General features: G+C 66.5%; 15 protein-coding genes. 8 read left to right on the plus strand and 7 right to left on the minus strand.

Annotated features, from left to right (window positions below):
• Positions 1-393: 393 nt before the first annotated feature.
• Positions 394-3,645 (minus strand): Rne/Rng family ribonuclease, encoded by a 3,252-nt coding sequence (locus IP86_RS07410; protein WP_054161874.1) that lies wholly within the window; start codon positions 3,643-3,645, stop codon positions 394-396.
• Positions 3,646-4,339: 694 nt separating this feature from the next.
• Here IP86_RS07410 and IP86_RS07415 point away from each other — a divergent pair.
• The 5 genes from IP86_RS07415 to IP86_RS07435 all read left to right on the plus strand — a co-directional run bounded on the left by IP86_RS07415 (position 4,340) and on the right by IP86_RS07435 (position 11,499).
• Positions 4,340-5,644 (plus strand): N-acetylmuramoyl-L-alanine amidase, encoded by a 1,305-nt coding sequence (locus tag IP86_RS07415; protein ID WP_054161875.1) that lies wholly within the window; start codon positions 4,340-4,342, stop codon positions 5,642-5,644.
• Between the two features lie 187 nt (positions 5,645-5,831).
• A complete protein-coding gene (locus IP86_RS07420; protein ID WP_054161876.1) occupies positions 5,832-8,327 on the plus strand; it encodes a penicillin-binding protein 1A in 2,496 nt (831 codons plus the stop codon).
• Positions 8,328-8,445: 118 nt separating this feature from the next.
• A protein-coding gene (gene prfB, locus IP86_RS07425) for a peptide chain release factor 2 (RefSeq protein ID WP_156332433.1) occupies positions 8,446-9,577 on the plus strand; the annotation gives its coding sequence in 2 pieces (ribosomal slippage) (positions 8,446-8,514 and positions 8,516-9,577; 1,131 coding nt in all).
• Between the two features lie 2 nt (positions 9,578-9,579).
• Positions 9,580-10,473, plus strand: coding sequence for an NAD(P)-dependent oxidoreductase (locus IP86_RS07430; RefSeq protein ID WP_283804772.1), 894 nt, complete (start codon positions 9,580-9,582; stop codon positions 10,471-10,473).
• Between the two features lie 99 nt (positions 10,474-10,572).
• Positions 10,573-11,499, plus strand: coding sequence for a DMT family transporter (locus tag IP86_RS07435; RefSeq protein ID WP_054161878.1), 927 nt, complete (start codon positions 10,573-10,575; stop codon positions 11,497-11,499).
• Here IP86_RS07435 and IP86_RS07440 read toward each other — a convergent pair.
• Complete coding sequence (locus IP86_RS07440; RefSeq protein WP_054161879.1) at positions 11,496-12,899, minus strand: M23 family metallopeptidase; 1,404 nt, start codon at positions 12,897-12,899, stop codon at positions 11,496-11,498. The two genes, IP86_RS07435 and IP86_RS07440, sit on opposite strands and share 4 nt — an antisense overlap.
• Before the next feature lie 86 nt (positions 12,900-12,985).
• A complete protein-coding gene (locus IP86_RS27990) occupies positions 12,986-13,648 on the minus strand; it encodes a peroxiredoxin (protein ID WP_082363879.1) in 663 nt (220 codons plus the stop codon).
• A 188-nt stretch (positions 13,649-13,836) separates the two neighbouring features.
• Between IP86_RS27990 and IP86_RS07450 the strand changes: the two genes are divergently transcribed.
• Positions 13,837-17,556 carry a YhdP family protein gene (locus tag IP86_RS07450; protein WP_054161880.1) on the plus strand — a complete coding sequence of 1,240 codons (3,720 nt, stop codon included), beginning with the start codon at positions 13,837-13,839 and terminating at the stop codon, positions 17,554-17,556.
• A gap of 125 nt (positions 17,557-17,681) precedes the next feature.
• On the opposite strand, the gene IP86_RS07455 is transcribed toward IP86_RS07450, so the two are convergent.
• The 3 genes from IP86_RS07455 to tyrS form a co-directional block, all read right to left on the minus strand.
• Positions 17,682-18,242, minus strand: a complete 561-nt coding sequence (locus IP86_RS07455; RefSeq protein ID WP_054161881.1) for a cytochrome b — start codon at positions 18,240-18,242, stop codon at positions 17,682-17,684.
• Positions 18,243-18,434: 192 nt separating this feature from the next.
• Entirely contained in the window at positions 18,435-19,667 is a 1,233-nt protein-coding gene (locus IP86_RS07460) for an MFS transporter (protein WP_054161882.1), read from the minus strand.
• Between the two features lie 78 nt (positions 19,668-19,745).
• Positions 19,746-21,002 carry a tyrosine--tRNA ligase gene (gene tyrS, locus IP86_RS07465; RefSeq protein WP_054161883.1) on the minus strand — a complete coding sequence of 419 codons (1,257 nt, stop codon included), beginning with the start codon at positions 21,000-21,002 and terminating at the stop codon, positions 19,746-19,748.
• Positions 21,003-21,159: 157 nt separating this feature from the next.
• On the opposite strand from tyrS, the gene IP86_RS07470 reads away from it, so the two are divergent.
• Positions 21,160-22,263, plus strand: a complete 1,104-nt coding sequence (locus tag IP86_RS07470) for an anhydro-N-acetylmuramic acid kinase (RefSeq protein WP_054161884.1) — start codon at positions 21,160-21,162, stop codon at positions 22,261-22,263.
• Between the two features lie 100 nt (positions 22,264-22,363).
• Here IP86_RS07470 and IP86_RS07475 read toward each other — a convergent pair whose 3' ends face one another.
• On the minus strand, positions 22,364-23,011 hold the full coding sequence (locus tag IP86_RS07475; protein ID WP_054161885.1) for an alpha/beta hydrolase: 648 nt from the start codon (positions 23,009-23,011) through the stop codon (positions 22,364-22,366).
• Between the two features lie 234 nt (positions 23,012-23,245).
• On the opposite strand from IP86_RS07475, the gene IP86_RS27995 reads away from it, so the two are divergent.
• On the plus strand, positions 23,246-23,659 hold a 414-nt coding region (locus IP86_RS27995; RefSeq protein WP_156332434.1), incomplete at its 3' end, for an aminotransferase class V-fold PLP-dependent enzyme.

Raw genomic sequence — 23,659 nt, forward strand, 5'->3', positions numbered from 1 at the left:
AAGCGGGGCCCCGGATCTGCAGCGCACCACGCCGCCAAGGCGGCGCGCTGCGCAGCGTCCGGGGCGCGGGCGGTAGCGCGATGGGCTATGTGGATGTCGGGGCGGCGAAGCGGCGAGCCGTCGAGGCTTCGAGCCGTGCAAGTCACCGGCTGCATCAATTCTCGCACTCACGTTCACCGTGTCCCGGACAAGGTGCCGCGCGTAGCGCGGTGCCGCCGATCCGGGACCTCGGTTGCTCCACGCGTAGCAGAAGCGGGGCCCCGGATCTGCTGCGCACCACGCCGCCAGAGCGGCGCGCTGCGCAGCGTCCGGGGCACGGGCTTGGCGGCTATGGGCTCATGAAAAATGCCCGCGACCAGCGCGGGCATTTTGCAGATTGATTGTGACCGCGGCTTAGTTGCCGCCGCCGAAGCGGCGGGACCACCAGCCGGCGCGGCGCGGGGCTTCCGGCGCGGGCTCCGCGGCGGCTTGCGGTTCGGGGGCCGGAGCAGGCGCGGCCTCGACCGGAGCCGCCTCGGCAGGCGGGCTCTCGAGCGACGCGGGTTCGATCGCCAGCGGCGTGGAGACCTCCGGCTTCGGCTCGGAGCTGCTGCCGAAATTCACCTTCTCGCGCACCGTCGAACGGCGCCGTGCGGTACGCTCGGCCGGCGTTTCCTCGGCGGCGGCCGGAGCTGGTTCGCTCGCCACCGGCGCGGGCTCGGGCGCAGCCTTCTCGGCGTTCTCGACTTCCGCCGCGAGGGCCGCTGGAGCCAGCGGAGCGGGGGGCGTGTCCTCGGCATCCGGCTCATGGCGCTTGCCGAGCCAGGGTTCGTCGGAGCTTTCCGCGGCGACCGCCTCGTTGGCGCCCTCCGCGTCGGCAGCAGTCTCGTCGGACGGCTCACCGGCGCCGAATTCGTCGGTCGCGCCGAGTGCGGCGTCATCGCCGCCTTCCTGACCGCCACGCCGGCGGCGACCACCGCGGCGACCGCGGCGACGCGGGCGGCGTTCGCCATTGGCCTGGTCGGCCCGGGCTTCGCCATCCGCCTCGGCGGCTTCGTCGGAGTCTTCGCCCTCGTCCTCAGCGGCGGCTTCGCCGGCCTCGGCAGCGAACGGAGCCTCGCCGTCCTCGAGCGGTGCGCTGGCTTCGCGGCCTTCGCCACTGCGCGACCGGCGCCGCCGGCGGCGCTTGCGCTTGCGCTCGCCGCCTTCGCCTTCACCCGCTTCGCCGGCCTGTTCATCGGCAAGGCCGATGGTCTCGTCGGTCTCGATCTCGGCTTCGAAGTCGTAGCCTTCGTCGTCCGCATAAATCTCTTCGGGCTGCGGCACCACGGCCGCGACCTGCGCCGCCAGCAGCGCCTTGGCGGCTTCCAGCGTGTGCACCTGCTCGCCGCGATCGATCACGAACGACTGCTGGCCGGTCACCGTGCGGTCGGCGATCACCGACAGCGACACCTTGAAGCTGGTCTCGAGATCGCGGAGATGGCCGCGCTTCTGGTTGAGCACGTAGAGCGCGACGTCGTTGCGGGTGCGGACGATCAGATTGTGGGTCGCGCCCTTCATCAGGATCTCTTCGAGTCCGCGCAGCAGCTGCAGCGCCACCGAGGAGACCGATCGGACGTGACCCGAGCCGCCGCAATGCGGGCAGGGCTCGGTCGAACTCTCCAGCACGCTGGCGCGGATGCGCTGGCGCGACATTTCCAGGAGGCCGAAATGCGAGATGCGACCGACCTGGATGCGGGCGCGATCCTGCCGCAGGCAGTCGCTGAGCTTGCGCTCGACCGCACGGTTGTTGCGCTTCTCGTCCATGTCGATGAAGTCGATGACGATCAGGCCGGCGAGGTCGCGCAGCCGGAGTTGCCGGGCGACTTCCTCGGCAGCCTCCATGTTGGTCTTGAGCGCGGTGTCCTCGATGTGGTGCTCGCGGGTCGAGCGGCCCGAGTTGACGTCGATCGAAACCAGCGCCTCGGTCTGGTTGATGACGATGTAGCCGCCGGAGCGGAGCTGCACCGTCGGCGAGAACATCGCGTCGAGCTGGCTCTCGACACCCATCCGCGAGAACAGCGGCTGGCCGTCGCGATACAGCTTCACCGCGCGGACGTTCGACGGCATCAGCATCTGCATGAAGTCGCGGGCTTCCTGATAGCCGGCTTCGCCGGCCACCTGAATTTCATCGATCTCCTTGTTGTAGAGATCGCGCAGCGAGCGCTTGATCAGCGAGCCTTCTTCATAGACCAGCGTCGGCGCCTGCGACCTCAGGGTGACGTCGCGAACCGTCTCCCACATCCGGATCAGATATTCGAAATCGCGCTTGATCTCCGGCTTGGTGCGGGTCGCGCCCGCGGTGCGCAGGATGATGCCCATGCCTTCCGGCACGTCGAGATCCTGCACCACTTCCTTGAGGCGCGAGCGGTCCTGCGCCGAGGTGATCTTGCGGCTGATGCCGCCGCCGCGCGCGGTGTTGGGCATCAGCACGGCGTAGCGGCCGGCGAGCGACAGATAGGTGGTCAGCGCCGCGCCCTTGTTGCCGCGCTCTTCCTTGACGACCTGCACCAGCATCACCTGCCGGCGCTTGATGACTTCCTGGATCTTGTACTGGCGGCGCGGACGGAAAGCGCGCTCCGGCACTTCCTCGAGCACGTCGTCGCCGCCGACGGACTCGACGATGTCTTCCTCGGCGTCGTCGTCCTCGTCGTCGTCGGCCTCGACTTCGCCTTCGACCAGTTCGTCGCCGGTTTCGTGGTCGTGGTCGTGGTCGTCTTCGCCATGCTCGTGATCATCGTCGTGCGCCGCCTCAGCGGTCTCGGCGATCGGGAACGGCGCGTCGTCGGCGTAGCCGGCATGGTCCTCGGAAAACTCGCCGTGCGCGGCGTGCTGTTCGTGATCGTCCGACGAATCGTTGTCGGCGCCTTCAGCCGCCTGGGAGGTCGGAGCGGCTGCGTCATGCGCGGCGGGTACCTCTGAGGTGGCCACGATCGACGGCGTGGCTTCAGACTCGGCGTGGGTGTCGCCGGCATCCTGATGGGCGGCCGCCGCCTGCTCGGGGTTCTGAGCTTCGTGACCTGCGGTGTCGACAGCGGAAGCCGGGCCGGCCTCGTGCTCCGCCAGTTCGTGCATCAGCGGTTCATGGTCCCGGTGATCATGGTCCGCGTGATCGCCGTGATCATGCTCGCTATGGTCGTGGCCCGCGTGGTCGTGGTGATCGTGCCCGGCGTCCGGGTGGCCATCGCCGTGTTCGGCAACGAACTCGTGCGGCTGCTCGGCGGCGGCCTCGATGATCTCGCTCTGCACGCGCTCGCCGTTGCCGCGGCGGCGGTGGCTGCGATGCCGCGAGCGCCGGCGGCTGGAGCGCTGCTCGCTCTCTTCCTCGGCTTCGCGGTGGGCGCGTTCGTCGGCCTCGATCAGGGCCTGCCGATCGGCGACCGGGATCTGGTAATAGTCCGGATGGATTTCGCTGAAAGCGAGGAAGCCGTGGCGGTTGCCGCCGTATTCGATAAAGGCGGCCTGCAGCGAGGGTTCGACCCGGGTGACTTTGGCGAGGTAGATGTTGCCGCGCAGTTGTTTGCGCTGGGCGGTCTCGAAATCAAACTCTTCGACGCGGTTGCCGCGGACCACGACCACCCGGGTCTCTTCCGGGTGGGTGGCGTCGATCAGCATCTTGTTCGGCATTTTTCAACTCATGGCGGCGGAAAGCGCGCGAGACGGCCAGCGCAAGGGGCGCGGCCGGATAGCGCGACGGTCCACCTGATTCGGGGGTGAGGGGAAGGCCGAAACGCAACTCACCGCGCCGTGCCGTGAGACCCGAGGCATTGCGCGTGGCGAAGCGGTTGCTTCGCGGCGGCGCGGCCTTTGCGTGGGTCCGGTTCGGCATCGCAATTTGGCGCATCAAGCGTCGGCCCGTCTGAACGAGTGGCGGCAAAGCATCCGCCGTGTCTTCTTGCTGAAGGACCGGCCTCGCGCCGAAGCGCTCACCGGCATGGATCATCCGGCCTTGAGGCCGGACGGATCGGTCATGAAGAGTCTGAACCGTCCCTGGTACGAAGAAGCCCGGGGACCGGACGCCGCTCGGGCCTCACCGACGTTCCTGCCTGGCCGCGCACTGCGCTGACGAGGAGGGGCCGGAAAAACGCAAAATCCCGCTTGTTGAGGTTCGAGGGATCGGGCGCTGCACCAAGTGGCTGAACGCGACACAACCGGAAGGATTAGACCGTCAGCACTAGATACATACGTGGATTGGCTCTCGCTTGCAAGGAGAGCGTCGCCGGCCGGTCACACTGCGGTTTAATCGGATCGCGCCGCTTAACAGCCGATTAACCACGCAGTTCTATTGCGGTAGAAGACCAGCGGAGAGGGGCTCGAATCCTTGCAGGGGCGCGCAAATCATTTTGTTTTGTTCCGCGCCCTCCTGGCGTGCGCTGCAGCATTGGTGTGCCTGCCGGCAGCCGCTGCCACCGCCGCGCCCGACCAGCCGGCGCCGGCCGCCATCCCCAATAACAGCTTCCCGATCGCCTCCGACGCCCGCCTCGCCGGCGACGACACGCAGACCCGCTTCATTGTCGACCTCGACGCCAAGGTGCCGCTGCGGGCGTTCACGCTCGCCGATCCCTACCGGGTCGTGATCGATCTGCCGCAGATCAATTTCCGGCTGCCCGCGGCGGTCGGCACTTCGGGGCGCGGCCTGATCAAGGCGTTTCGCTATGGCCTGGTGATGCCGGGCGGCTCGCGAATCGTGCTCGAGCTGGCCGGACCCGCCAGGATCGCCAAGGCCGACATGCTGGACGCCGCCAACGGCCAGCCGGCCAGGATGGTGATCGAGCTCGATTCGGTCGATCGAACCGCTTTTGAAGCGCAGCTCGGCGCCGAAAAGGGCCCCGAATTGCGCCCGTCGGTCGGTGCGGCCGACGGGACGGCCTCGGTGACGGGAGGCGTCGAAACCGCCAAGCCGGAGGCGACGAAGGACGACCTGCGGCCGGTGGTGGTGCTCGATCCGGGTCATGGCGGGATCGACAACGGCACGCAGTCCGCCAGCGGCATCGCCGAAAAGACCCTGGTGCTGGATTTCGCCCTGGCGCTGCGCGACCAGATGGAGAAGGCCGGCAAATATCGGGTGGTGCTGACGCGCGCCGACGACACCTTCATCCCGCTCAACGATCGGGTGAAGATCGCCCGTGCCCGAGGCGCGGCGCTGTTCGTGTCGATCCACGCCGATGCGCTGCCGCGCAGCGAGGGTGACGCCCAGGGCGCCACCATCTACACGCTGTCCGACAAGGCCTCCGACGCCGAAGCGCAGCGGCTGGCCGATGCCGAAAACAAGGCCGACGCGATCGGCGGCGTCAATCTGACCGAAGAGCCGACCGAGGTCGCCGATATCCTGATCGATCTGGCGCAGCGGGAGACCAAGACGTTCTCCAACCGCTTCGCCCGCACGCTGATGCGGGAGATGAAGGGGACCACCCGGCTGCACAAAAATCCGCTGAAGTCCGCCGGCTTCCGGGTGCTGAAGGCACCGGACGTGCCTTCGGTGCTGCTCGAATTGGGGTACGTCTCCAACAAGGGCGACCTGCAGCAGCTCGTCTCGGAGCAGTGGCGGACCAAGACCGTCGGCGCAGTTGCCCAGGCGATCGATTCGTTTTTCGCCAAGCGGGTGGTTTCGGCCAAGCCGGACTGAGCGCCGCCGGGCAGAGCCCTAGTTTGGCCACAGCGTAAGTTCTATAAGACGAGCAGTGCTGTTCGTGATTTCGGCCTGAATCGAGGCCGGTCCCGGTGAGCGTGATCGCAGGGTTGCGGACCGCGCCAATCTCGTTCAAGGGACATTTCGCCGCGTCGCGCGGTCCTCGTGATACGGAACTCCATCGATGCGCTTGCTGCTGCGGTTCTTCGGCTTTCTATTCGCGGCCGGGACGATCGTGTTTCTGGTCGGCGTCGCCGCCGCAGCCGGGCTGATCTGGCATTTTTCCAAGGACTTGCCGGACTACTCTCAGCTGCAGGATTACGAGCCGCCGGTGATGACGCGCGTCCACGCCGCGGACGGTTCGCTGGTCGGCGAGTACTCCAAGGAGCGCCGGTTGTACCTGCCGATCCAGGCGGTGCCGAAGCTGGTGATCAATGCCTTCCTGGCGGCCGAGGACAAGAATTTCTACGAGCACGGCGGCATCGATTATTCGGGCATGGCCCGGGCCGCGGTGTTGTACGCGCAGAATATCGGCTCCAACCGCCGGCCGCAGGGCGCCTCGACCATCACCCAGCAGGTCGCCAAGAACTTCCTGCTGACCAATGAGGTGTCGTTCACCCGTAAGATCAAGGAAGCGCTGCTGGCGATGCGCATCGAGCGGGCCTATTCCAAGGACCGCATCCTCGAACTGTATCTCAACGAGATCTATCTCGGCCTCGGCGCCTACGGCATCGCCGCCGCGTCGCTGGTGTATTTCGACAAGTCGGTCAACGAGCTGACGGTCGCCGAAGCATCGTATCTGGCTGCGCTCCCCAAAGCTCCGTCTTCTCTGCACCCGGTGAAGAATCACGATCGCGCCGTCGAGCGTCGCAACTACGTGATCGACCGGCTGCTGGAGAATGGCTGGATCAAGCAGGCCGACGCCGACAAGGCCCGCAAGGAGCCGCTGACCGTCGCCACCCGCGGCACCGGCGCTCATACCTTTGCGGGCGAATATTTCGCCGAGGAAGTCCGCCGCGACGTGCTCGAGCGTTACGGCGAGAAGAAGCTGTACGAGGGCGGTCTGTCGGTGCGTGCCACGCTCGATCCCAAGCTGCAGGTCGAGGCTCGCAGGACCATGACCGCCGGGCTGGTCAAATTCGACGAGGCGCAGGGCTGGCGCGGCTCGCACACCAAGCTCGATATCAGCGGCGACTGGGGCGTGAAGCTCGCGGAGGTCAAGTCGCTGTCGGACATCTCGCCCTGGCGGATGGCGGTGGTGCTCGAAACGTCCGACCAGTCGGCCCGGATCGGCTTCCAGCCGGGACGTGAACTCGGCGGCGCCGTGTCCAAGCAGCGCGAGACCGGACTGATCACGCTCGACGGCGTGCGCTGGGCCAAGGCTGCCGCCGGCCCGCAACGCGGGCGGACCCCGAGCACGGTGTCGCAGGTGTTGTCGCCCGGTGACGTGATCTATGCGGATCCCTTGCTCGACAAGGAAGGCAAGATCGTCGACGGCCAGTACCGGCTGCGGCAGATCCCGGAAGTCTCCGGCGCGATGGTGGCGATGGACCCGTCCACCGGCCGCGTGCTGGCGATGGTCGGCGGCTTCTCGTTCGACCAGAGCCAGTTCAACCGCGCCACCCAGGCGTATCGGCAGCCGGGCTCGTCGTTCAAGCCGCTGGTGTATTCGGCCGCGATGGACAACGGCTACACGCCGTCCACCGTGGTGATCGACGCGCCGATCGAAATCGATCAGGGCCAGGGCGTCGGCGTCTGGCGGCCGGAGAACTATTCGACCGGCAAGTACTACGGCCCGACGACGCTGCGTAACGCGCTGCAGCGCTCGCTCAACACCGTGACGGTGCGGCTGGCGCAGGACATCGGCATGCCGCTGATCGGTGAATACGCCAAGCGGTTCGGCGTCTATGACGAACTGCCGAACTATCTGTCCTATGCGCTCGGCGCCGGCGAGACCACCGTGATGCGGATGGTGACCGCTTATTCGATGTTCGCCAACGGCGGGCGGCGGGTGAAGGCGACGCTGATCGACCGTATCCAGGATCGTTACGGCCACACCATCTTCAAGCACGACGCCCGCGAATGCCGTGGCTGCGACGCCCCCGAGGGCTGGAAGAACCAGCCCGAGCCGCAACTGGTGGACCGCCGCGAGCAGGTGCTCGATCCGATGACCGCCTATCAGATCACGTCGATGATGGAAGGCGTCGTCCAGGCCGGCACCGCCACCGTGCTGCGCGAAGTCGGCAAGCCGATCGCCGGCAAGACCGGCACGACCAACGACGAGAAGGACGCCTGGTTCATCGGCTTCTCGCCGGACCTCGTGGTCGGCATCTACTTCGGCTACGACAAGCCGCGCAATCTCGGCCGCGGCGCTACCGGCGGCCATCTCGCGGCGCCGGTCGCCAAGGACTTCTTCAAGCTCGCGCTCGCCGACAAGCCGGCGGTGCCGTTCCGCGTCCCGGCCGGCATCAAGCTGATCCGCGTCGACGCCAAGTCCGGCATGCGCGCCGGCCCGGGCGACGGCGGCCGCACCATCCTCGAGGCGTTCAAGCCCGGCACCGCGCCGCCCGACAATTACTCGGTGATCGGCGTCGCCGACGCCGACGGCCGCCAGCAGCAGCCGGCACCACCCCCGGACGACCGCGGCTTCTTCCGGCCCGGCACAGGCGGGCTGTACTAAATCGGCGATCAATCGCCGCGCGGTCGATCGCGGCGATTGCGCTTTGCCGCTGCGCCCGCTAAATCGCCTGCATCATCCTGGCGGCCACGAAGGCCGCATTGTCGCCATCAGAGTTTTCATGCGCGCAGAAATCGAACGCCTCGTCGAAGAGATCAAGCAGTCAGTCGGGCTGCTGAGGAGGCATCTTTGACGTCGATCAGTCGACCGTCCGCCTCGCGGAGCTGAACAAGCTCGCCGAAGATCCCGACCTCTGGAACGACCCGCAGAAGGCCCAGAGGCTGATGCAGGAGCGCACCTCACTTGAGGATTCGCTCACCGGCATCGGCAAGGTCGAGCAGGAGCTCGCCGACAACGTCGAGATGATTGAACTCGGCGAGGCCGAAGGCGATGACAGCATCGTCAAAGAGGCCGAGGACGCGCTCAAAGCGCTGAAGAAGGAAGTGGCGCGCCGCGAGCTGGAAGCGCTGCTGTCCGGCGAAGCCGACAAGTTCGACACCTATCTCGAAGTCCACGCCGGCGCCGGCGGCACCGAGAGCCAGGACTGGGCCTCGATGCTGCTGCGCATGTACACGCGCTGGGCGGAGAAGCACGGCTTCAAGATCGAGTATCTCGAAGAGTCGGAAGGCGAAGAGGCGGGGATCAAGTCGGCGACGATTCAGATCTCCGGCCACAACGCCTATGGCTGGCTGAAGACCGAGGCAGGGGTGCACCGTCTGGTTCGGATCTCGCCGTTCGACTCCAACGCTCGCCGGCATACGTCGTTCTCGTCGGTGCAGATCTTCCCGGTGATCGACGACAGCATCAAGATCGACATCAAGGAATCGGACGTGCGCACCGACACCATGCGGTCGGGCGGCGCCGGCGGTCAGCACGTCAACAAGACCGAGTCGGCGGTGCGCCTGACGCATATTCCGACCGGCGTCGCGGTGGTCTGTCAGGCCGGACGCTCGCAGCACAAGAACCGCGCCCAGGCATGGGACATGCTGCGCGCGCGCTTGTACGAGATCGAGTTGAAGAAGCGCGAAGAGCAAGCTGCTGCCGATCAGGCCGCCAAGACCGAGATCGGTTGGGGTCACCAGATCCGCTCCTACGTGCTGCAGCCGTATCAGATGGTCAAAGACCTGCGCACCGGCGTGCAGACCTCCGACACCGCCGGCGTGCTCGACGGCGACCTCGACGAGTTCATGGCCGCGACGCTGGCGCAACGTGCGTTCGGGACCGGGCCGGGAGCGGTCGAGGACGTGGACTAAGCGTGGGCGAGGGCGCCCGCGCGAAGGTCGCTTTCCTCGGCCTCGGCAAGATGGGCCGCGGCATGGCCGGCCGCCTGCTCGACGCGGGCTTCGACGTTGCGGTGTGGAATCGCAATCCCGCTCCGGCCGAAGAACTAATCGCCCGCGGTGCGCGCCACGCGGCGACCCCGGCCGAGGCCGCGCGCGAGGCGCAGGCGATCTTCACCATGGTCTCCGATGACAATGCGTCGCAGTCCGTTTGGCTGGGAGCCGATGGTGCGGCCACGACGGTAACCGCGGGTGCCCTGCCGATCGAGTGCTCGACGGTATCGCATCAGCACGCGCTCGATCTCGCGAAAGCGCTGCGCGCACGTGGTCTCATTTACATCGATTGCCCGGTCACAGGTTTGCCACAAGCCGCAGCGGCTGGAGAATTGACGCTGCTGGTCGGCGCCGAAGCGGGCGATCTCGACAAGGCGAGGCCGTTTCTCGCGCCGTTGGGCCACACGATCCGCCACTTCGGCCCGGTCGGCGCCGGCACGGTCTACAAGCTCATCAACAATCTGATGGGCGCGATCCAGATCGCCGGCATCGCCGAAGGCATCGCGATCGCCGAGCAGGCCGGCCTCGACATGGCGTTGGTACGCGAGGCGCTGGAGAGCAGCGTCGTCGCAAGTCCGCAGGTGCTGCGCCACGCGCCGCGCATGATCGCCCGCGACTTCAGCAACCCGACCTTCACGGCCGCGCTCCGCCACAAGGACGCACGCTACGCGGCCGCACTCGCCGAGACGCTGCGATTGGAATTGCCGCTCTCGCGTGCCGCAGTGACAAGTTACGAGCGCGCGACCGATGCGGCGCCGGACGACGATGAGGGCAGGATCGTCGAAGTGATTTCGACGCCGCATCCGCGCGACTAACAGGCAGCGCCGCTCGTGATCGGCAAAGCCCCGCGCATGTCGGAATTCGGGTGGCGGCGCGCACGCGCTGAATGCTGACTGACGTCGCGAGGTGCGATCATGGCGTCAGGCAATCATCCTCTTCATCCGCGGGATTGGGTTCTGCTGATCGCATTGTCGATCTTGTGGGGTGGATCATTCTTCTGCGTCGGCGTCGCGCTGAAAGAGCTGCCGCCTTTCACCATCGTATTCTGTCGGGCCGCGATCGCCGCAGCCGTGCTGCTACCCGCTGTCTTGTTGCGCGGAATTCCGATGCCACGTCGCATCGTCGGCTGGTGGCCGTTCGTCGGGATGGCCTGTCTGAACTTCGTCGTGCCGTTCTCCTGTCTTGTCGTCGGCCAGACCTTCATCTCGACCGGCCTGGCATCGGTGCTCAACGCGACGACACCGTTGTTCACCGTCGTGGTGATGGCAGCAGCCGGGGAGGAGCGACTGACGGCGCGGCGTGTCATCGGCGTTTCGGTCGGCATCTTTGGAGTCGCGATTCTGCGCGGCGTGGATCTGCGCGAAGCCCAGACCGGGATCGGCGTCGGGCTGTGCTTGCTCGCGGCGCTGTCATACGGCTTGTCGGCGCTGCTCGCGCGCAGGCAACTGGTGGGATTTACGCCGCTGACCACCGCGACCTCGCAAATGGTTGCAGCCGCGATCATCACCGGTGTGATCGCGGCGAGCGTCGATCAGCCCTGGCGCCTGCTGGCTCCGAGCTGGCCGGTTATCGTGGCTGTGGTCGCACTCGGCACGCTGTCGACCGCGCTCGGTTACGTGCTGTTCTTCCGCATCGTCGCGCGGTCCGGATCGACCAACGTCATGCTGGTAACGCTGCTGATTCCGCTCACGGCAATTTTGCTCGGCACCGTCGTGCTTCGCGAAGCCATCGGTGCTTGGGAGCTAATCGGTGCAGGTGTGATCGCGAGCGCGCTGCTGATCATCGACGGCCGCGTCTTGGCGTGGCTCGAACCGCGGCGCTGGCGGAGCGAGCGATCCTAACCCGCCCCCGCCAGCCTCACGCCCGCGCGCAGAAACTTCTGCGGATCGACCGCCTCACCATCGATGCGGGTTTCGTAGTGCAAATGCGGGCCGGTGGAGCGGCCGGTTGAGCCGACTTCGCCGATGATTTGGCCGATCTGAATGCTCTGGCCGACCTTGGCGATGATCTTCGACAGGTGGCCGTAGCGGGTCGACAGGCCGTTGCCGTGGTCGATCTCGACCATCTGGCCGTAGCCGCCCTGCCAGCCGGCGTTGACGACCTTGCCGACCGCAGTGGCGCGGACCGGATCGCCGGTCGAGGCGCGGAAGTCGAGCCCGGTGTGCATGGCCGGCCGACCGAGGAACGGGTCGGTACGAACGCCGAAGCCGGACGAGAACTCGACCTGGCCCAGCACCGGCTTGCGATACGGCACCAGCGACAGCGCACGGTTGAGACGATCGAGCTGAGCGCGGCCGAGATTGATCCGGTAGAGCTGGCGATCGAAGGCGCTGGCGGTGGACGAGGGCGCCTTGACCGGCACGAACGGGCCGCCGATGCCGCCGCGCGGCGCCGACGCTTCTAGCCCGCGGGCATTGAGGCCGAGGTCGGTGAGCACGCCGCGCATCCGCCGCGCACGGGATTCAAACGACTCTTCGACTGAGCCGAGCATCGCGATCTGCCGCCGCTCGATCTGGTCGAGCGACTGGTCGAGCTTGGACAGCGCGGTGCCGACGCCTTGCGCCTTGGCATATTGCGTCGTCGGCAGCGCCGGCGCCGTGGCCGGGGTTCGCGACTCCAATCGCGCCTCGCGATCGGGCGGGGCGACGAAGATCACGGTGTCGTTGATTGGCGAGGGTTTCAGTGGTCCGGCCGGAGCTTGATCGGCCGACGGCGAACGCCCGCCCTTGATGCTGCCAGTAACCGCGACGTCGGGCAGGGTGCTCAAAGCGTTCGCTCGGGATTCCAGCATGCTCTGGCGGCGCATGATCTGGTCGAGCTTCTGGTCGAACTGCTCCTGATCGAGCAATTGCCGGCTGGTGGTGCGGTCGACCTTGGCGCGCAGCTCGGCGATGCGATCCTCATAGGCGTATTGCATCTCGGCCTGGCGGGCGATCAGCCTGGTCAGCACGTCGTCGCGGAACGCGAAGTAAGTCGCGGTTGCGGCCGACCAGACGCCCAGCGCCACGATGGTCCCGACCACGATCCAGAACACCACGGGCCCGATCCGGACCTGCCTGCCCGCATGGGCGATGGTGTAGCTGCTGCCTTCGACGGCTGCGGCCGCCGCTGGCCTCGGCGGCTGAGCCAGCTTGGGGTGAGGAGGGTGCGGGCGCGGCGCACGGTGCGGCGGCTGCGGGCGACCTTGATGTGGAGCGTGGTGCTGTGGGTGGTCGGGCTGGTGACCGGGACGGTAGGACATCGATACTCCCGCGCCGACAGAACAGGTCGTCGGCTCAACGCGCGGGCAGATTTGACCCCCTCATGGTTAATTTTCGGAAAAGGGAGTCACAACAATTGTGCGGCAGCGAGGACCTGGTCGGCATGACCGTCGACCTTCACATTACGCCAGACGCGGGCGACCTTGCCGTCGCGCCCGATCAGAACCGTGGTGCGAATGATCCCCTCGAACTTGCGGCCGTACAACGATTTCTCGCCCCAGGCGCCATAGGCCGCGAGCATCTCGTGGGCCGGGTCCGAGAGCAGCGGCGTCGCCAGACTGTGCTTGTCGCGGAAGGAATCCTGCGCCTTCACCGAGTCGGCCGAAACGCCGACCACGTCAGTGTCGCAATCCGCGAAGGCGGACTTCAGGCGGGTGAAATCGATGGCTTCCTTGGTGCAGCCCGGCGTGTTCGCGCGCGGGTAGAAGAAGATCACCAGCTTCCGGCCTGAAAAGCTTGCCAGGGTGACGGTTTCGCCACCGTCGCGGGGCAGGGTGAAGGCTGGCGCCTTGCTCCCCTCGGCGAGCCCGCCGGAGACTGCAGCCTTCGCCGGTTTGGCCTTGCCGGCGACTGCCGGCTTGGCCGAAGTGGCCGTCCTGGCCTTGGGCTTGGCCGCTGGGACGGCTGCCTGAGGAGCTGTTGCTGAGCTTTTCCGGGGTGCCGCCGGTTTGGCCGTGGCCCGGCCGGGGGGCGCGGACTTTGAGGGATTCTTGCGCGTTTGCTTGGACATACGCCTTCCTTTCGTCGCTTTCAACAGGTCAAACAAGCGTCGCGGAGTTTGCTGCGGCGCTGCCACTGCTGGGCAAATCCGTCAGCCTCAGGATATGGTTGCAGGGATTCGTCGTCCCGGCCACACGATTGTTGCGTAGGCCTTCCGGCCCGGCGGCGAGTCAATAGTTCAACCGAGGATAGGCAGAGATGCCGCCACAGGAGCGTATCCTGCGCGTCGGCGCGCAAACCTCCCTCGGCGATCAGGCTGCGACCGAGCGCGTGCATCGAGAGGCTATGGCCAGCTACCCATCGCCCGACGCTTCCGGGCCGCATTCTCCCCGTGACGATGATGACGGCCATCGCTGGCACGAGGGCGGCTGGGATCACGAACACGAGGAGGCGTGCCGCAACCGCGCCCGCAAGCTGCTGTCGCGGCCCAATCTCGGATTGCATCGCGTCGACGACTCGATGCGCCGCTGGGGACATCGGCTCGCCGGCGCGCCCTGGATCAAGCGGACGCTGGTCGCGCTGCTCGTGGTTTGCTTCGTGCTGGCGGCTGGGTTTGGTGGATTGTGGCTGCGGCTCGGCGCCGGACCGATCAATCTCGATCTGGCCACGCCCTGGCTCGCCGATGCCATCGAGGAGAACATCGGCCACGGCAACACCGTCGAGGTCGGGGGCACTCAGATCGAGCGCGCCGGCAGGATTCGGGTAGCGGTTCGGATCCGCGACATCGTGGTGCGCGACCGCGACCACGTCATCGTCGCCACGGCACCAAAGGCCGAAGTCCGACTGTCGGGCTGGGCACTGCTGATGGGCCGGCTGCGCGCCGAGAGCCTTCGGCTGGTCGATGCCGAGTTGGCGATCCGGATCACGCCGGACGGCCAGGTGACGGTGTCGACCGGCGACACCGCGCGTCCGATCGCCACCGGTGTCGCCACCGCGCGTCGTGCGCCGGAGTTTACGCTGCCCATCCAGCCACCGGCCGCGCCGCCCGGCGGTTCGCCGCAGGCCATGCCATCGGACAAAGCGGCTCCCCCCGACAGCAACGACGCCATGAAGAGCCTGCTTGCCGGACTCGACTGGCTCGACAGCCTGAGCCTCACCGGGCTCGACGGGCAGAACCTCGACGAGATCGGTCTCAAGAACGGCAACCTCGTCGTCGACGATCAGCAGCGCGGCAACCGGTGGAATTTCGAAAACATCAGCCTGAGCCTGCGCCGGCCGAGCCGCGGCGGCGTCGCCCTCAGCCTTGGCGAGGAGGGCAAGAAGGCGTGGTCGCTGCGGGTCCAGGTCGGGCCGCCGCAGGATGGTGTCCGCTCGGTGGAACTGCACGCCAACCAGGTGCCGACCCGCAATATCCTGCTGGCGCTGCGTCTGAAGAACCTGACCTATGGGGCTGATTTTCCACTCACCGGTGACTTGCGCGGCGAGCTCGGTCGCGATGGTCTGCCGACCTATTTGCGCGGCAAGCTCATGGCCGGCGCCGGCACCGTGACCGACTACGATACGCCCGACTACCCGATGGCGATCGATCAGGCCGAGTTCAATTTCGAATGGGACGCCAACCGCCGGGTGCTGATGGCGCCGTTCAAGATCATCGCGGGTGCCAACCGGATCACGCTGCTGGCCTCGCTCGAACCGCCGAACGGCAACGCAACGGATTGGCGGCTCGGCCTTTCCGGCGGCACCATCGTCCTGCCCGGCGCCGAGGGGGAGGCACCCCTGATCTTCAACCGCATTGCGGTGCGGGTCCGGTTCGATACCGACAGCCGCCGGATCCTGCTGACGCAGGCCGACTTCAGCAACGGCGAAATCAGTATCGCCGGCTCCGGTGGCGTGGACTATTCGGGCGAACCGCGGCTCAAGCTGGGTCTCGCCGGCACACCGATGTCGGTGTCGGCACTGAAGCGGATGTGGCCGATCCTGATCGTGCCGGAAGTGCGCGAATGGGTGAACGAACGCATTGAAAAGGGGACGGTGCAGAGCATCGACATCGCCGTCAACTCGCCGATGAAGAACCTGTCGCGGCGCGGTCCGCCGATCCCGGACGAGGGCCTGCTGGTCAATATCATCGGCACCGGCGCCACGATTCATCCGGTCGACGGTCTGCCTTCGGTGCGAGACGCCGATATGCGGGTACGCGTCACCGGTCGGACCGCCTCGGTCGCCATCGCGCAGGCCAATGCGGATACGCCGAGCGGTCGTCGCGTGGCCGTGTCGGACATCCTGTTCGAGGTCCCCGACATGGCGCCCAAGCCGTCGCCGTCGCGGGTCAAATTCAAGCTCGATGCCCCGGTCCCGGCGATTGCCGAGCTGCTGTCGTCGGGGCGGCTCAGCGACGTCGCCAGCGTGCCGATTGATCCCGGTAGCACCAAGGGATCGGTCACTGCCCAGGTGATGCTCGGCATGCCGATCCAGCGCGAACTCACCAAGGCCGATACGACCTACACGGTCAACGCCGATCTCAACGGTTTCGCCGCCGACAAGATGGTGATGGGGCAGAAGCTGGAGGCGAATACGCTGAAGCTGCTTGCCACCAACCAAGGGTATCAGGTCAAAGGCGACGTCAAGATCAACGGCCAGCCGGCGACGCTGGACTATCGTAAGCCGGCGGACGGCGACGCCGATGTCAAGCTGCAGTCCACCTTGGACGATGCCAGCCGCGCCAAGCTCGGCTTCGATTTCGGTCCGGCCATCAGCGGCGCCATGCCGGTCAAGCTCGCCGGCAAGATGGGTGACAACGAGCAGGACACCAAGCTCGGCCTCGACATCGACCTCACGCAGATGAAGTTCGACAACGTGCTCCCCGGCTGGACGAAGCTGTCGGGCAAGCCGGCCCGCGCGACTTTCAACGTCGTCAAGAAGCCGCAATCGACCCGGTTCGAGGACATTCAGATCGAAGGCAGCGGCACGCTGATCAAGGGCTCGCTCGAAATCGACGAGGACGGCGACATCATCAACGCGAACTTCCCGGTGTACTCGCCGTCGGAAGGCGACAAGGCGACGCTGAAGGCGGAGCGCGGGCAGGACGGCGTGCTCAAAGTGGTGGTGCGTGGCGATGTGTTCGACGGCCGCGGCTTCATCAAGTCGGCGCTGTCCGGCACGCAGCCTGAGCCGAAGAGCAAGACCAAGAGCCTCGATTTCGATCTCGATCTCAAGCTCGGTGCGGTCGCGGGCTATTCCGGCGAGGCTCTGCGCAGCGTCGACGTCAAAATGGTGCGCCGGAGCGGTGCGTTCCGGACCTTCACCTTCAGCGGTAAGCTCGGCCGCGACACCCCCGTCACCGCGGACCTGCGCGGCAAGAACAAGGGGCGAGAGGTGATCTATCTCGAGACCAACGACGCCGGCGCGTTCTTCCGGTTCTCCGACACTTATTCGAAGATGTACGGCGGCCAGCTGGCGCTGGCGCTGGAGCCGCCCACGGCGGAGCCGCGCGAGAAGGAAGGCCTGATCAACGTCCGCGACTTCACCGTGAAGGGGGAAACCGCACTCGAACGCGCCGCCGCCGGTGCGCCGGGCGGCACCTCCGGCGGTCTGGCATTCTCGCGGCTGCGCGCTGAATTCACCAGGCAGAACGGCCAGCTCACCGTGCGCGACGGCGTGGTGAAGGGGCCGACGGTCGGCGCGACTATCGAGGGGTCGATCGACTACCCGGCCAATCAGGTGCGGATGAGCGGCACCTTCGTGCCGATGTACGGGCTGAACAACATGTTCGGCCAGATCCCGATCGTCGGCCTGTTCCTTGGCGGCGGCAGCAATGAGGGCCTGATCGGCGTGACCTACGAGGTGGTCGGCACACCCGGCCAGCCGGTGCTGCGCGTCAACCCGATCTCGGCGATGGCGCCCGGCGTGCTGCGCAAGATCTTCGAATTCAATACCGGCCGGCAGAACAACGGCGTCGATTTCCCGACGCCGGCGAACTAAATATCAGGTGATAAAGCAGTCGCCGCCTCAGCGCGTCATTGCGAGGAGGCGAAGCCGACGAAGCAATCCAGACCCGTGTGCTGAGCCGGATTGCTTCGCTTCGCTCGCAACGACGGAGCGGATTGCTACTTCGCTCGCAGCCAGGGCACCATGCGGCCGAGCGTGGCGTCGTGACGGAAATACTGGTGCCACAGCGCGCCGATGATGTGGATCAGCACAACCGCGACGGTCGCCAGGAACAGCGGCTCGTGGGCCGCATGCAGTGCGCCGGCCAGCGCCTCGTTCTTGGCGAGCGGCGGGATGCCGAGCAGATCGACGCCGCGGCCGGAGAACAGCGACATGCCGAGGCCGGTGGCGGGTACGGCGATGAGCAACAGATACAGCAGGCCGTGGCTGATCCGGGCGAGCACCTCGGTGACGCGCGGTGAAGGCACCAGCTCCGGCGCGCCATGGATCTTGATCCAGAGGATCCGTAGCACGGCGACGCCGAGCACAATGGTGCCGATCGCCTTGTGCCAGTCGTACAACGTGCGGCGCAGCGGGTCGGCCTTGTCGAGTCCGTGCGCATAATTCATCGACGCGAACAGCGCGATCACCGCAAAGAAGATCGCCCAGTGGATGGTGACGGCGAGGGCGCCATACTCCCGAGGACTTTTGTCGGCGGAATCGAGGGTGGTCGTGGTCATGGTGTCTCCCGAAATGAATCTGTTTGGCGCGCAAAATCGTGCGGCGCGAGCAACCCGCGGAAGCATCATGAGCAACATCACCGGTGCCGCGATGTGATCGAGCGCAAAAGTCGGGAACACATTTTTCTGATCGGCGACCTGATGCCGCAGAGTGCAACGTGGTAGTTGCGAGTGCCTCGCAAGAATTGCGGATTAGCGTTCGCGCAGCGCCGGCACCACCAGAAACGGGATCATGCCGAGCAGCACCGCGACAAGCGCAAACGCGATCACCGGATTGTAGCTGGCGCTGAGGTCGTGGATCAGACCGCCGCACCACGATCCAAATGCCGATCCGAGCCCGCTGCCGATCGAGATGGTGCCGTAGATCAAGCCGACCTGCTTGCCGCGAAACACCTTCATGGCGGTCGCGGTGATCAGCGGTCCGCGCGAGCCGATCATGCTGCCGAAACACAGCACGAAGCCGGAGAGCACGATGTAGTTCGGATACCATTGCAGCAGCCACAACAGGCCGATGCCGGTGATCGAGATCGCATAGCTGAACAGGATCGACGGCCGCCGCCCGATCACGCCGTCGAGCCAGCTCACGCTCAGCATGCCGATCACCAGCACCACGCCGGAAAAACCCCAGGCGGTCGCGGCCTGCAGCGGCGGGAAGCCGGCATCGACCAGATAGGCGACCACCTGCGCGGAGATCGCGTACATGCCGATCGCCGTGAAAAAGAACGTGGCGAACAACGCCCAGAACGCGTGATGGCGAAGCGCCAAGCGCAGCGTCCAGCCCTTGTCATCCGGCGCTTCCAGCGTCGGGGCGGGTGATAGGCCGGCGGTCCCGGCCGCATAGCGGCGCCACGGCAGCATCAGCAGCGGCACGATGAGCAGCAGCATGGCAGCGCCAAGCATCTCGTACGCGCCGCGCCAGCCGGAGCGGTCGATCAGCAATTGTGCAACCGGCAGTATCACCAGCACGCCGGCGCCGGTCGCCGAATACACGACAGCCATCGCGGTCGGCAGCCGGGCCCCGAACCAGCGGCCGAGCAGGATCGAGTTCGGTACGTTGCCGGTCAGCGCAATGCCGAGGCCGACGCACAAGCCAACCGCGATCTGCAACTGCCAGAGCTGCTGCGCGATTGCCGCGCCGAGAAATGCGCCGCCGAGCAGCAACAGGCCGAGCATGTAGACGAGGCGGGGGCCTGAGCGGTCGAACAACCGGCCGACGAACGGCGAGGCGAGGCCGCTGCACAGCGCCGTCAGCGAATAGATCGACACCACCTCGGCGCGATCCCAGCCGAACGATTGCGAGATCGGCAGCAGGAAGACGGTGAAGCTTTCGCCAAGCCCGCGGCCGAGTAGCGACAGCACGAAGCAGACGCCGAGCACAGCGAGGCCGGTGCGCTGCGACGCGCGCGAGGGCGACGATTGGTCCAAGAGCGGTCCTTCCCGGGAAGCGTTTGCGCCATGGAGCGCGCTTCCGCGGGAAAAGAACAGCGCCTGCAGCGAATGGGCCTATGCGGGCTTCAGCAGCACGTGCTTCTTCTTGCCCATCGACAGCTTGATGACGCCGTCGGCGGTGAGGTTCGCGGCCGTCAGCGCCATCTTCTCGTCGGTCACCGCGACGTCGTTGACCCTGAGGCCGCCAGCCTTGATCTGCCGGCGCGCTTCGCCGTTCGAGGCGACCAGCCCGGCCTTCTCGGCGAAGGCCGCCAGCACGCCGATGCCAGCCTCGAGGTCCGCGCGGGCGATCTCGACGCTCGGCAGGTCCTGCGCGGTGCCGCCTTGCTCGAAGGTGGTGCGCGCGGTCGCTTCCGCTTTCTCTGCCGCCTCGCGGCCATGGATCAGCGCAGTCGCCTCGGTGGCCAGCACCTTCTTGGCGTCGTTGATCTCGGCGCCCTGGAGCTTCGACAGCCGCTCGATCTCGTCCATCGGCAGCAGCGTGAACAGCTTGAGGAAACGTCCGACGTCGGCGTCCTCGGTGTTGCGCCAGTACTGCCAGTAATCATAAGGCGGCAGCATGTCGCCATTCAGCCAGACGGCGCCGGCGGCGGTCTTGCCCATCTTAGCGCCGGACGACGTCGTCAGCAGCGGGCAGGTCAAAGCGTGGAGCTGATGCGTGCCCATGCGGCGGCCGAGGTCGACGCCGTTGACGATGTTGCCCCATTGATCGGAGCCGCCCATCTGCAGGTTGCATTTGTAGCGCCGCGCCAGCTCGACGAAGTCGTAGGACTGCAGGATCATGTAGTTGAATTCGATGAACGACAGCTCCTGCTCGCGTTCGAGCCGCAGCTTCACCGAGTCCATCGTCAGCATGCGGTTGATCGAGAAGTGGCGGCCGACGTCGCGCAGCATCTCGATGTAGTTCAGCTTGGTCAGCCACTCGGCGTTGTCGGCCATCACCGCATCGCTCTGGCCGTCGCCGAACTTGATGAACTTCGAGAACGTGCCCTTGATCGAGTCCTTGTTGGCGTCGATCTGCTCGTAGGTCAGGATCTTTCGGGTTTCGTCGCGGCCCGACGGGTCGCCGACGCGGGTCGTGCCGCCGCCCATCAGCGCGATCGGCTTGTTGCCGGTGGCCTGCAGCCAATGCAGCATCATGATCGACAGCAGGTGACCGACATGCAGCGATGCCGCGGTGCAGTCGTAACCCACATAGGCCACCACCTCGCGCTTCGCGGCGAGCGCGTCGAGCGAGTCCGGGTCGGAAATCTGATGAATGAAGCCCCGTTGTTGGAGCACATTCATAAAATCTGACTTAAAGGCGGCCATCTGTATCGATCTCTGATCACTGATCCTTCACGTTCGGCGCAGATCGCCGAGAACGTGGTGCAGGAAGGTCTTTCAGGCGGGTTACCGTGTGGCATTATAAGAACTGGGTGTTTGACACAAGTTGGACCTTCCGCGGCGCTGGGAAAGGCGCAAGGCCATGATGTTGACGGCGATCGGACTGATGAGCGGGACCTCGCTGGACGGGGTCGATGTCGCCTTGATCAAGACCGACGGACGGCGGGTCGCGGCGCTCGGACCGTCCAGCTATCGGCCTTACACCGAGGCCGAGCGCGCTCTTCTGCGGCAGGCGCTGGCGGAGGCGACGCAGCTCGAGCGGCGCGAGGCGCGGCCGGGCAGCCTCGCCGAGGCCGAGCGCGTGGTGACGATCGCCCATGCCGAGGCGGTGGCGGCCTTCGTCGCCCAGCACAAGATCGCCAAGGACGCGGTCGATCTGGTCGGCTTCCATGGCCAGACCGTGCTGCACCGGCCTGCATCGAAGCTGACGATCCAGATCGGCGACGCGCAGGCGCTGGCCAAAGCGATCCGGATTCCCGTGGTGTACGATTTCCGTGCGGCCGACGTGGCGTCGGGGGGGCAGGGCGCGCCGTTCGTGCCGGTCTATCACCGGGCACTGGCGCAGTCGCTCGGGCGCGACGGGCCGGTGCTGGTGGTGAATATCGGCGGGGTGTCGAACGTCACCTATATCGACGGCCACGACACGCTGATCGCCTGCGACACCGGGCCCGGCAATGCGCTGCTGGACGATTTCGTGTTCCGGACGATGGGGCAGGCGTTCGACTGCGAAGGACGGCTGGCGGCGCAGGGGCAGGTGGACGCGGCCTGGCTGGCTCAGGCGCTGCAGCATCCGTTCTTCGCCAAGCCGGCGCCGAAGTCGCTGGACCGCAATGACTTCGCGGGGCTGGAGCAGGGCAAGTGGTCGGCCACCGATGGCGCGGCGACGCTGACGGCGTTCACCGCCGGGGCGATCGCGGCAATCGTGCCGCTGCTGCCCAAGCCGCCGCAGAGCGTCGTCATCACCGGCGGCGGCGCGCGGAATCTGACAATGATGCGGATGCTCCGGGAGCGGCTGGCGCCGGCGCAGGTCGAGAGCGCGGATGCGCTCGGCTGGTCGGCGGATGCCATGGAGGCACAAGCCTTCGGCTTCCTTGCCGCCCGCGGTCTCAAGGGCCTGCCGCTGAGCTATCCGGCCACGACCGGCGTGGCGTTCCCGATGACCGGCGGGCTTGTGGCAAGGCCGTAAATTAGGTCGTCATTGCGAGCGAAGCGAAGCAATCCAGGAAGCCGTGCACGGCGCTGGATTGCTTCGTCGCTGCGCTCCTCGCAATGACGCAGGCGAAGGGCTAACGGACGTTGGCGAGCCGCATGTCGAGATAGGACGTCACCGTCTCCATCAGCGGCTCCATCTTGTCTTCGAAGAAGTGGTTGGCGCCGGGGATAGTCTGCTGGTCGATGACGATGCCCTTCTGGGTCTTCAGCTTTTCGACCAGGGTGTTGACGTCCTTGGCGGGCGCCACGATGTCCTTCTCGCCGTGGACGATCAGGCCCGACGATGGGCAGGGCGCCAGGAACGAGAAATCGTAGCGGTTCGGTTCCGGCGCGATCGAGATGAAGCCTTCGACCTCGGGGCGGCGCATCAGCAGCTGCATACCGATCCAGGCGCCGAACGAGAAGCCGGCGACCCAGCAGGCCCGGGCTTCGGGGTTGATGGTCTGGGCCCAGTCGAGCGCCGAGGCGGCGTCGGACAGTTCGCCGGTGCCGTGGTCGAACGAGCCCTGGCTGCGGCCGACGCCGCGGAAATTGAAGCGCAGCACCGAGAAACCACGGGCCACGAAGGCGTAATACACCTGATAAACGATCGGGTGGTTCATGTTGCCGCGGAACTGCGGGTGCGGGTGCAGCACCATCGCGATCGGGGCATTCTTCTGCTTGGCGGGGTGATAGCGGCCTTCGAGGCGGCCCGCCGGACCGGTGAAAATGACTTCAGGCATCAGCGATCCTTGGTAGACATCTTGGCATTCGGCCTGGCGCGTCGTGCGCGCCGGTCTGAACTGCGACGGCCGCCAAAACCCGTCGCGCGGGTCTGACACATGGCCGTATGAACGGGGAGTTGCGTTCTAGCATAGGGCGCAGGGCGAAATGCAAGCATATTGAACACGAACAGGATTTCGGATGCGGGTATTGCGACACCCGGTGTGGGAAATGGAACAAAGGAAGCGCGCCGCGTGACGACGGAGCGAGTTTACCTCGACTGGAATGCCACGACGCCGCTGCGGCCGGAAGCGCGCGCGGCCATGGTGGCCGCGCTGGAACTCGCCGGTAACCCGTCCTCGATCCATGCGGAGGGCCGGGCGGCTCGGGGGCTGGTGGAGCAGGCGCGGGCGGCGGTGGCTGGCGCGGTCGGGGCTGCGGCCCGGGACGTGGTGTTCACGTCAGGAGGTACCGAAGCGATCACGTTGGCGCTTACGCCAGGACTCCGGGTTGGTTCCCAACCTGTTGAGCGGCTTCTGGTTTCGGCGGTCGAGCACGCAGCCGTGCTGAGCGGCGGGCGGTTTGCTCCAGCGCAGATCGAAGTTGTTGAAGTGACGCGTGAAGGCGTGCTCGACCTCGATCACCTGCGACGGCTTCTCGCCGGCGGG

It is taken from the genome of Rhodopseudomonas sp. AAP120 (assembly GCF_001295845.1).
In the GTDB taxonomy this organism is placed as follows: Bacteria; Pseudomonadota; Alphaproteobacteria; order Rhizobiales; family Xanthobacteraceae; genus Rhodopseudomonas.

What these genes read in the sequence shown, in the direction of transcription:
- IP86_RS07410 (WP_054161874.1), bottom strand. Translation starts at nt 3,645, where the DNA reads ATGCCGAACAAGATGCTGATCGACGCCACCCACCCGGAAGAGACCCGG.
- IP86_RS07420 (WP_054161876.1), top strand. Translation starts at nt 5,832, where the DNA reads ATGCGCTTGCTGCTGCGGTTCTTCGGCTTTCTATTCGCGGCCGGGACG.
- IP86_RS07435 (WP_054161878.1), top strand. Translation starts at nt 10,573, where the DNA reads ATGGCGTCAGGCAATCATCCTCTTCATCCGCGGGATTGGGTTCTGCTG.
- IP86_RS07440 (WP_054161879.1), bottom strand. Translation starts at nt 12,899, where the DNA reads ATGTCCTACCGTCCCGGTCACCAGCCCGACCACCCACAGCACCACGCT.
- IP86_RS27990 (WP_082363879.1), bottom strand. Translation starts at nt 13,648, where the DNA reads ATGTCCAAGCAAACGCGCAAGAATCCCTCAAAGTCCGCGCCCCCCGGC.
- IP86_RS07450 (WP_054161880.1), top strand. Translation starts at nt 13,837, where the DNA reads ATGCCGCCACAGGAGCGTATCCTGCGCGTCGGCGCGCAAACCTCCCTC.
- IP86_RS07455 (WP_054161881.1), bottom strand. Translation starts at nt 18,242, where the DNA reads ATGACCACGACCACCCTCGATTCCGCCGACAAAAGTCCTCGGGAGTAT.
- tyrS (WP_054161883.1), bottom strand. Translation starts at nt 21,002, where the DNA reads ATGGCCGCCTTTAAGTCAGATTTTATGAATGTGCTCCAACAACGGGGC.
- IP86_RS07470 (WP_054161884.1), top strand. Translation starts at nt 21,160, where the DNA reads ATGATGTTGACGGCGATCGGACTGATGAGCGGGACCTCGCTGGACGGG.
- IP86_RS07475 (WP_054161885.1), bottom strand. Translation starts at nt 23,011, where the DNA reads ATGCCTGAAGTCATTTTCACCGGTCCGGCGGGCCGCCTCGAAGGCCGC.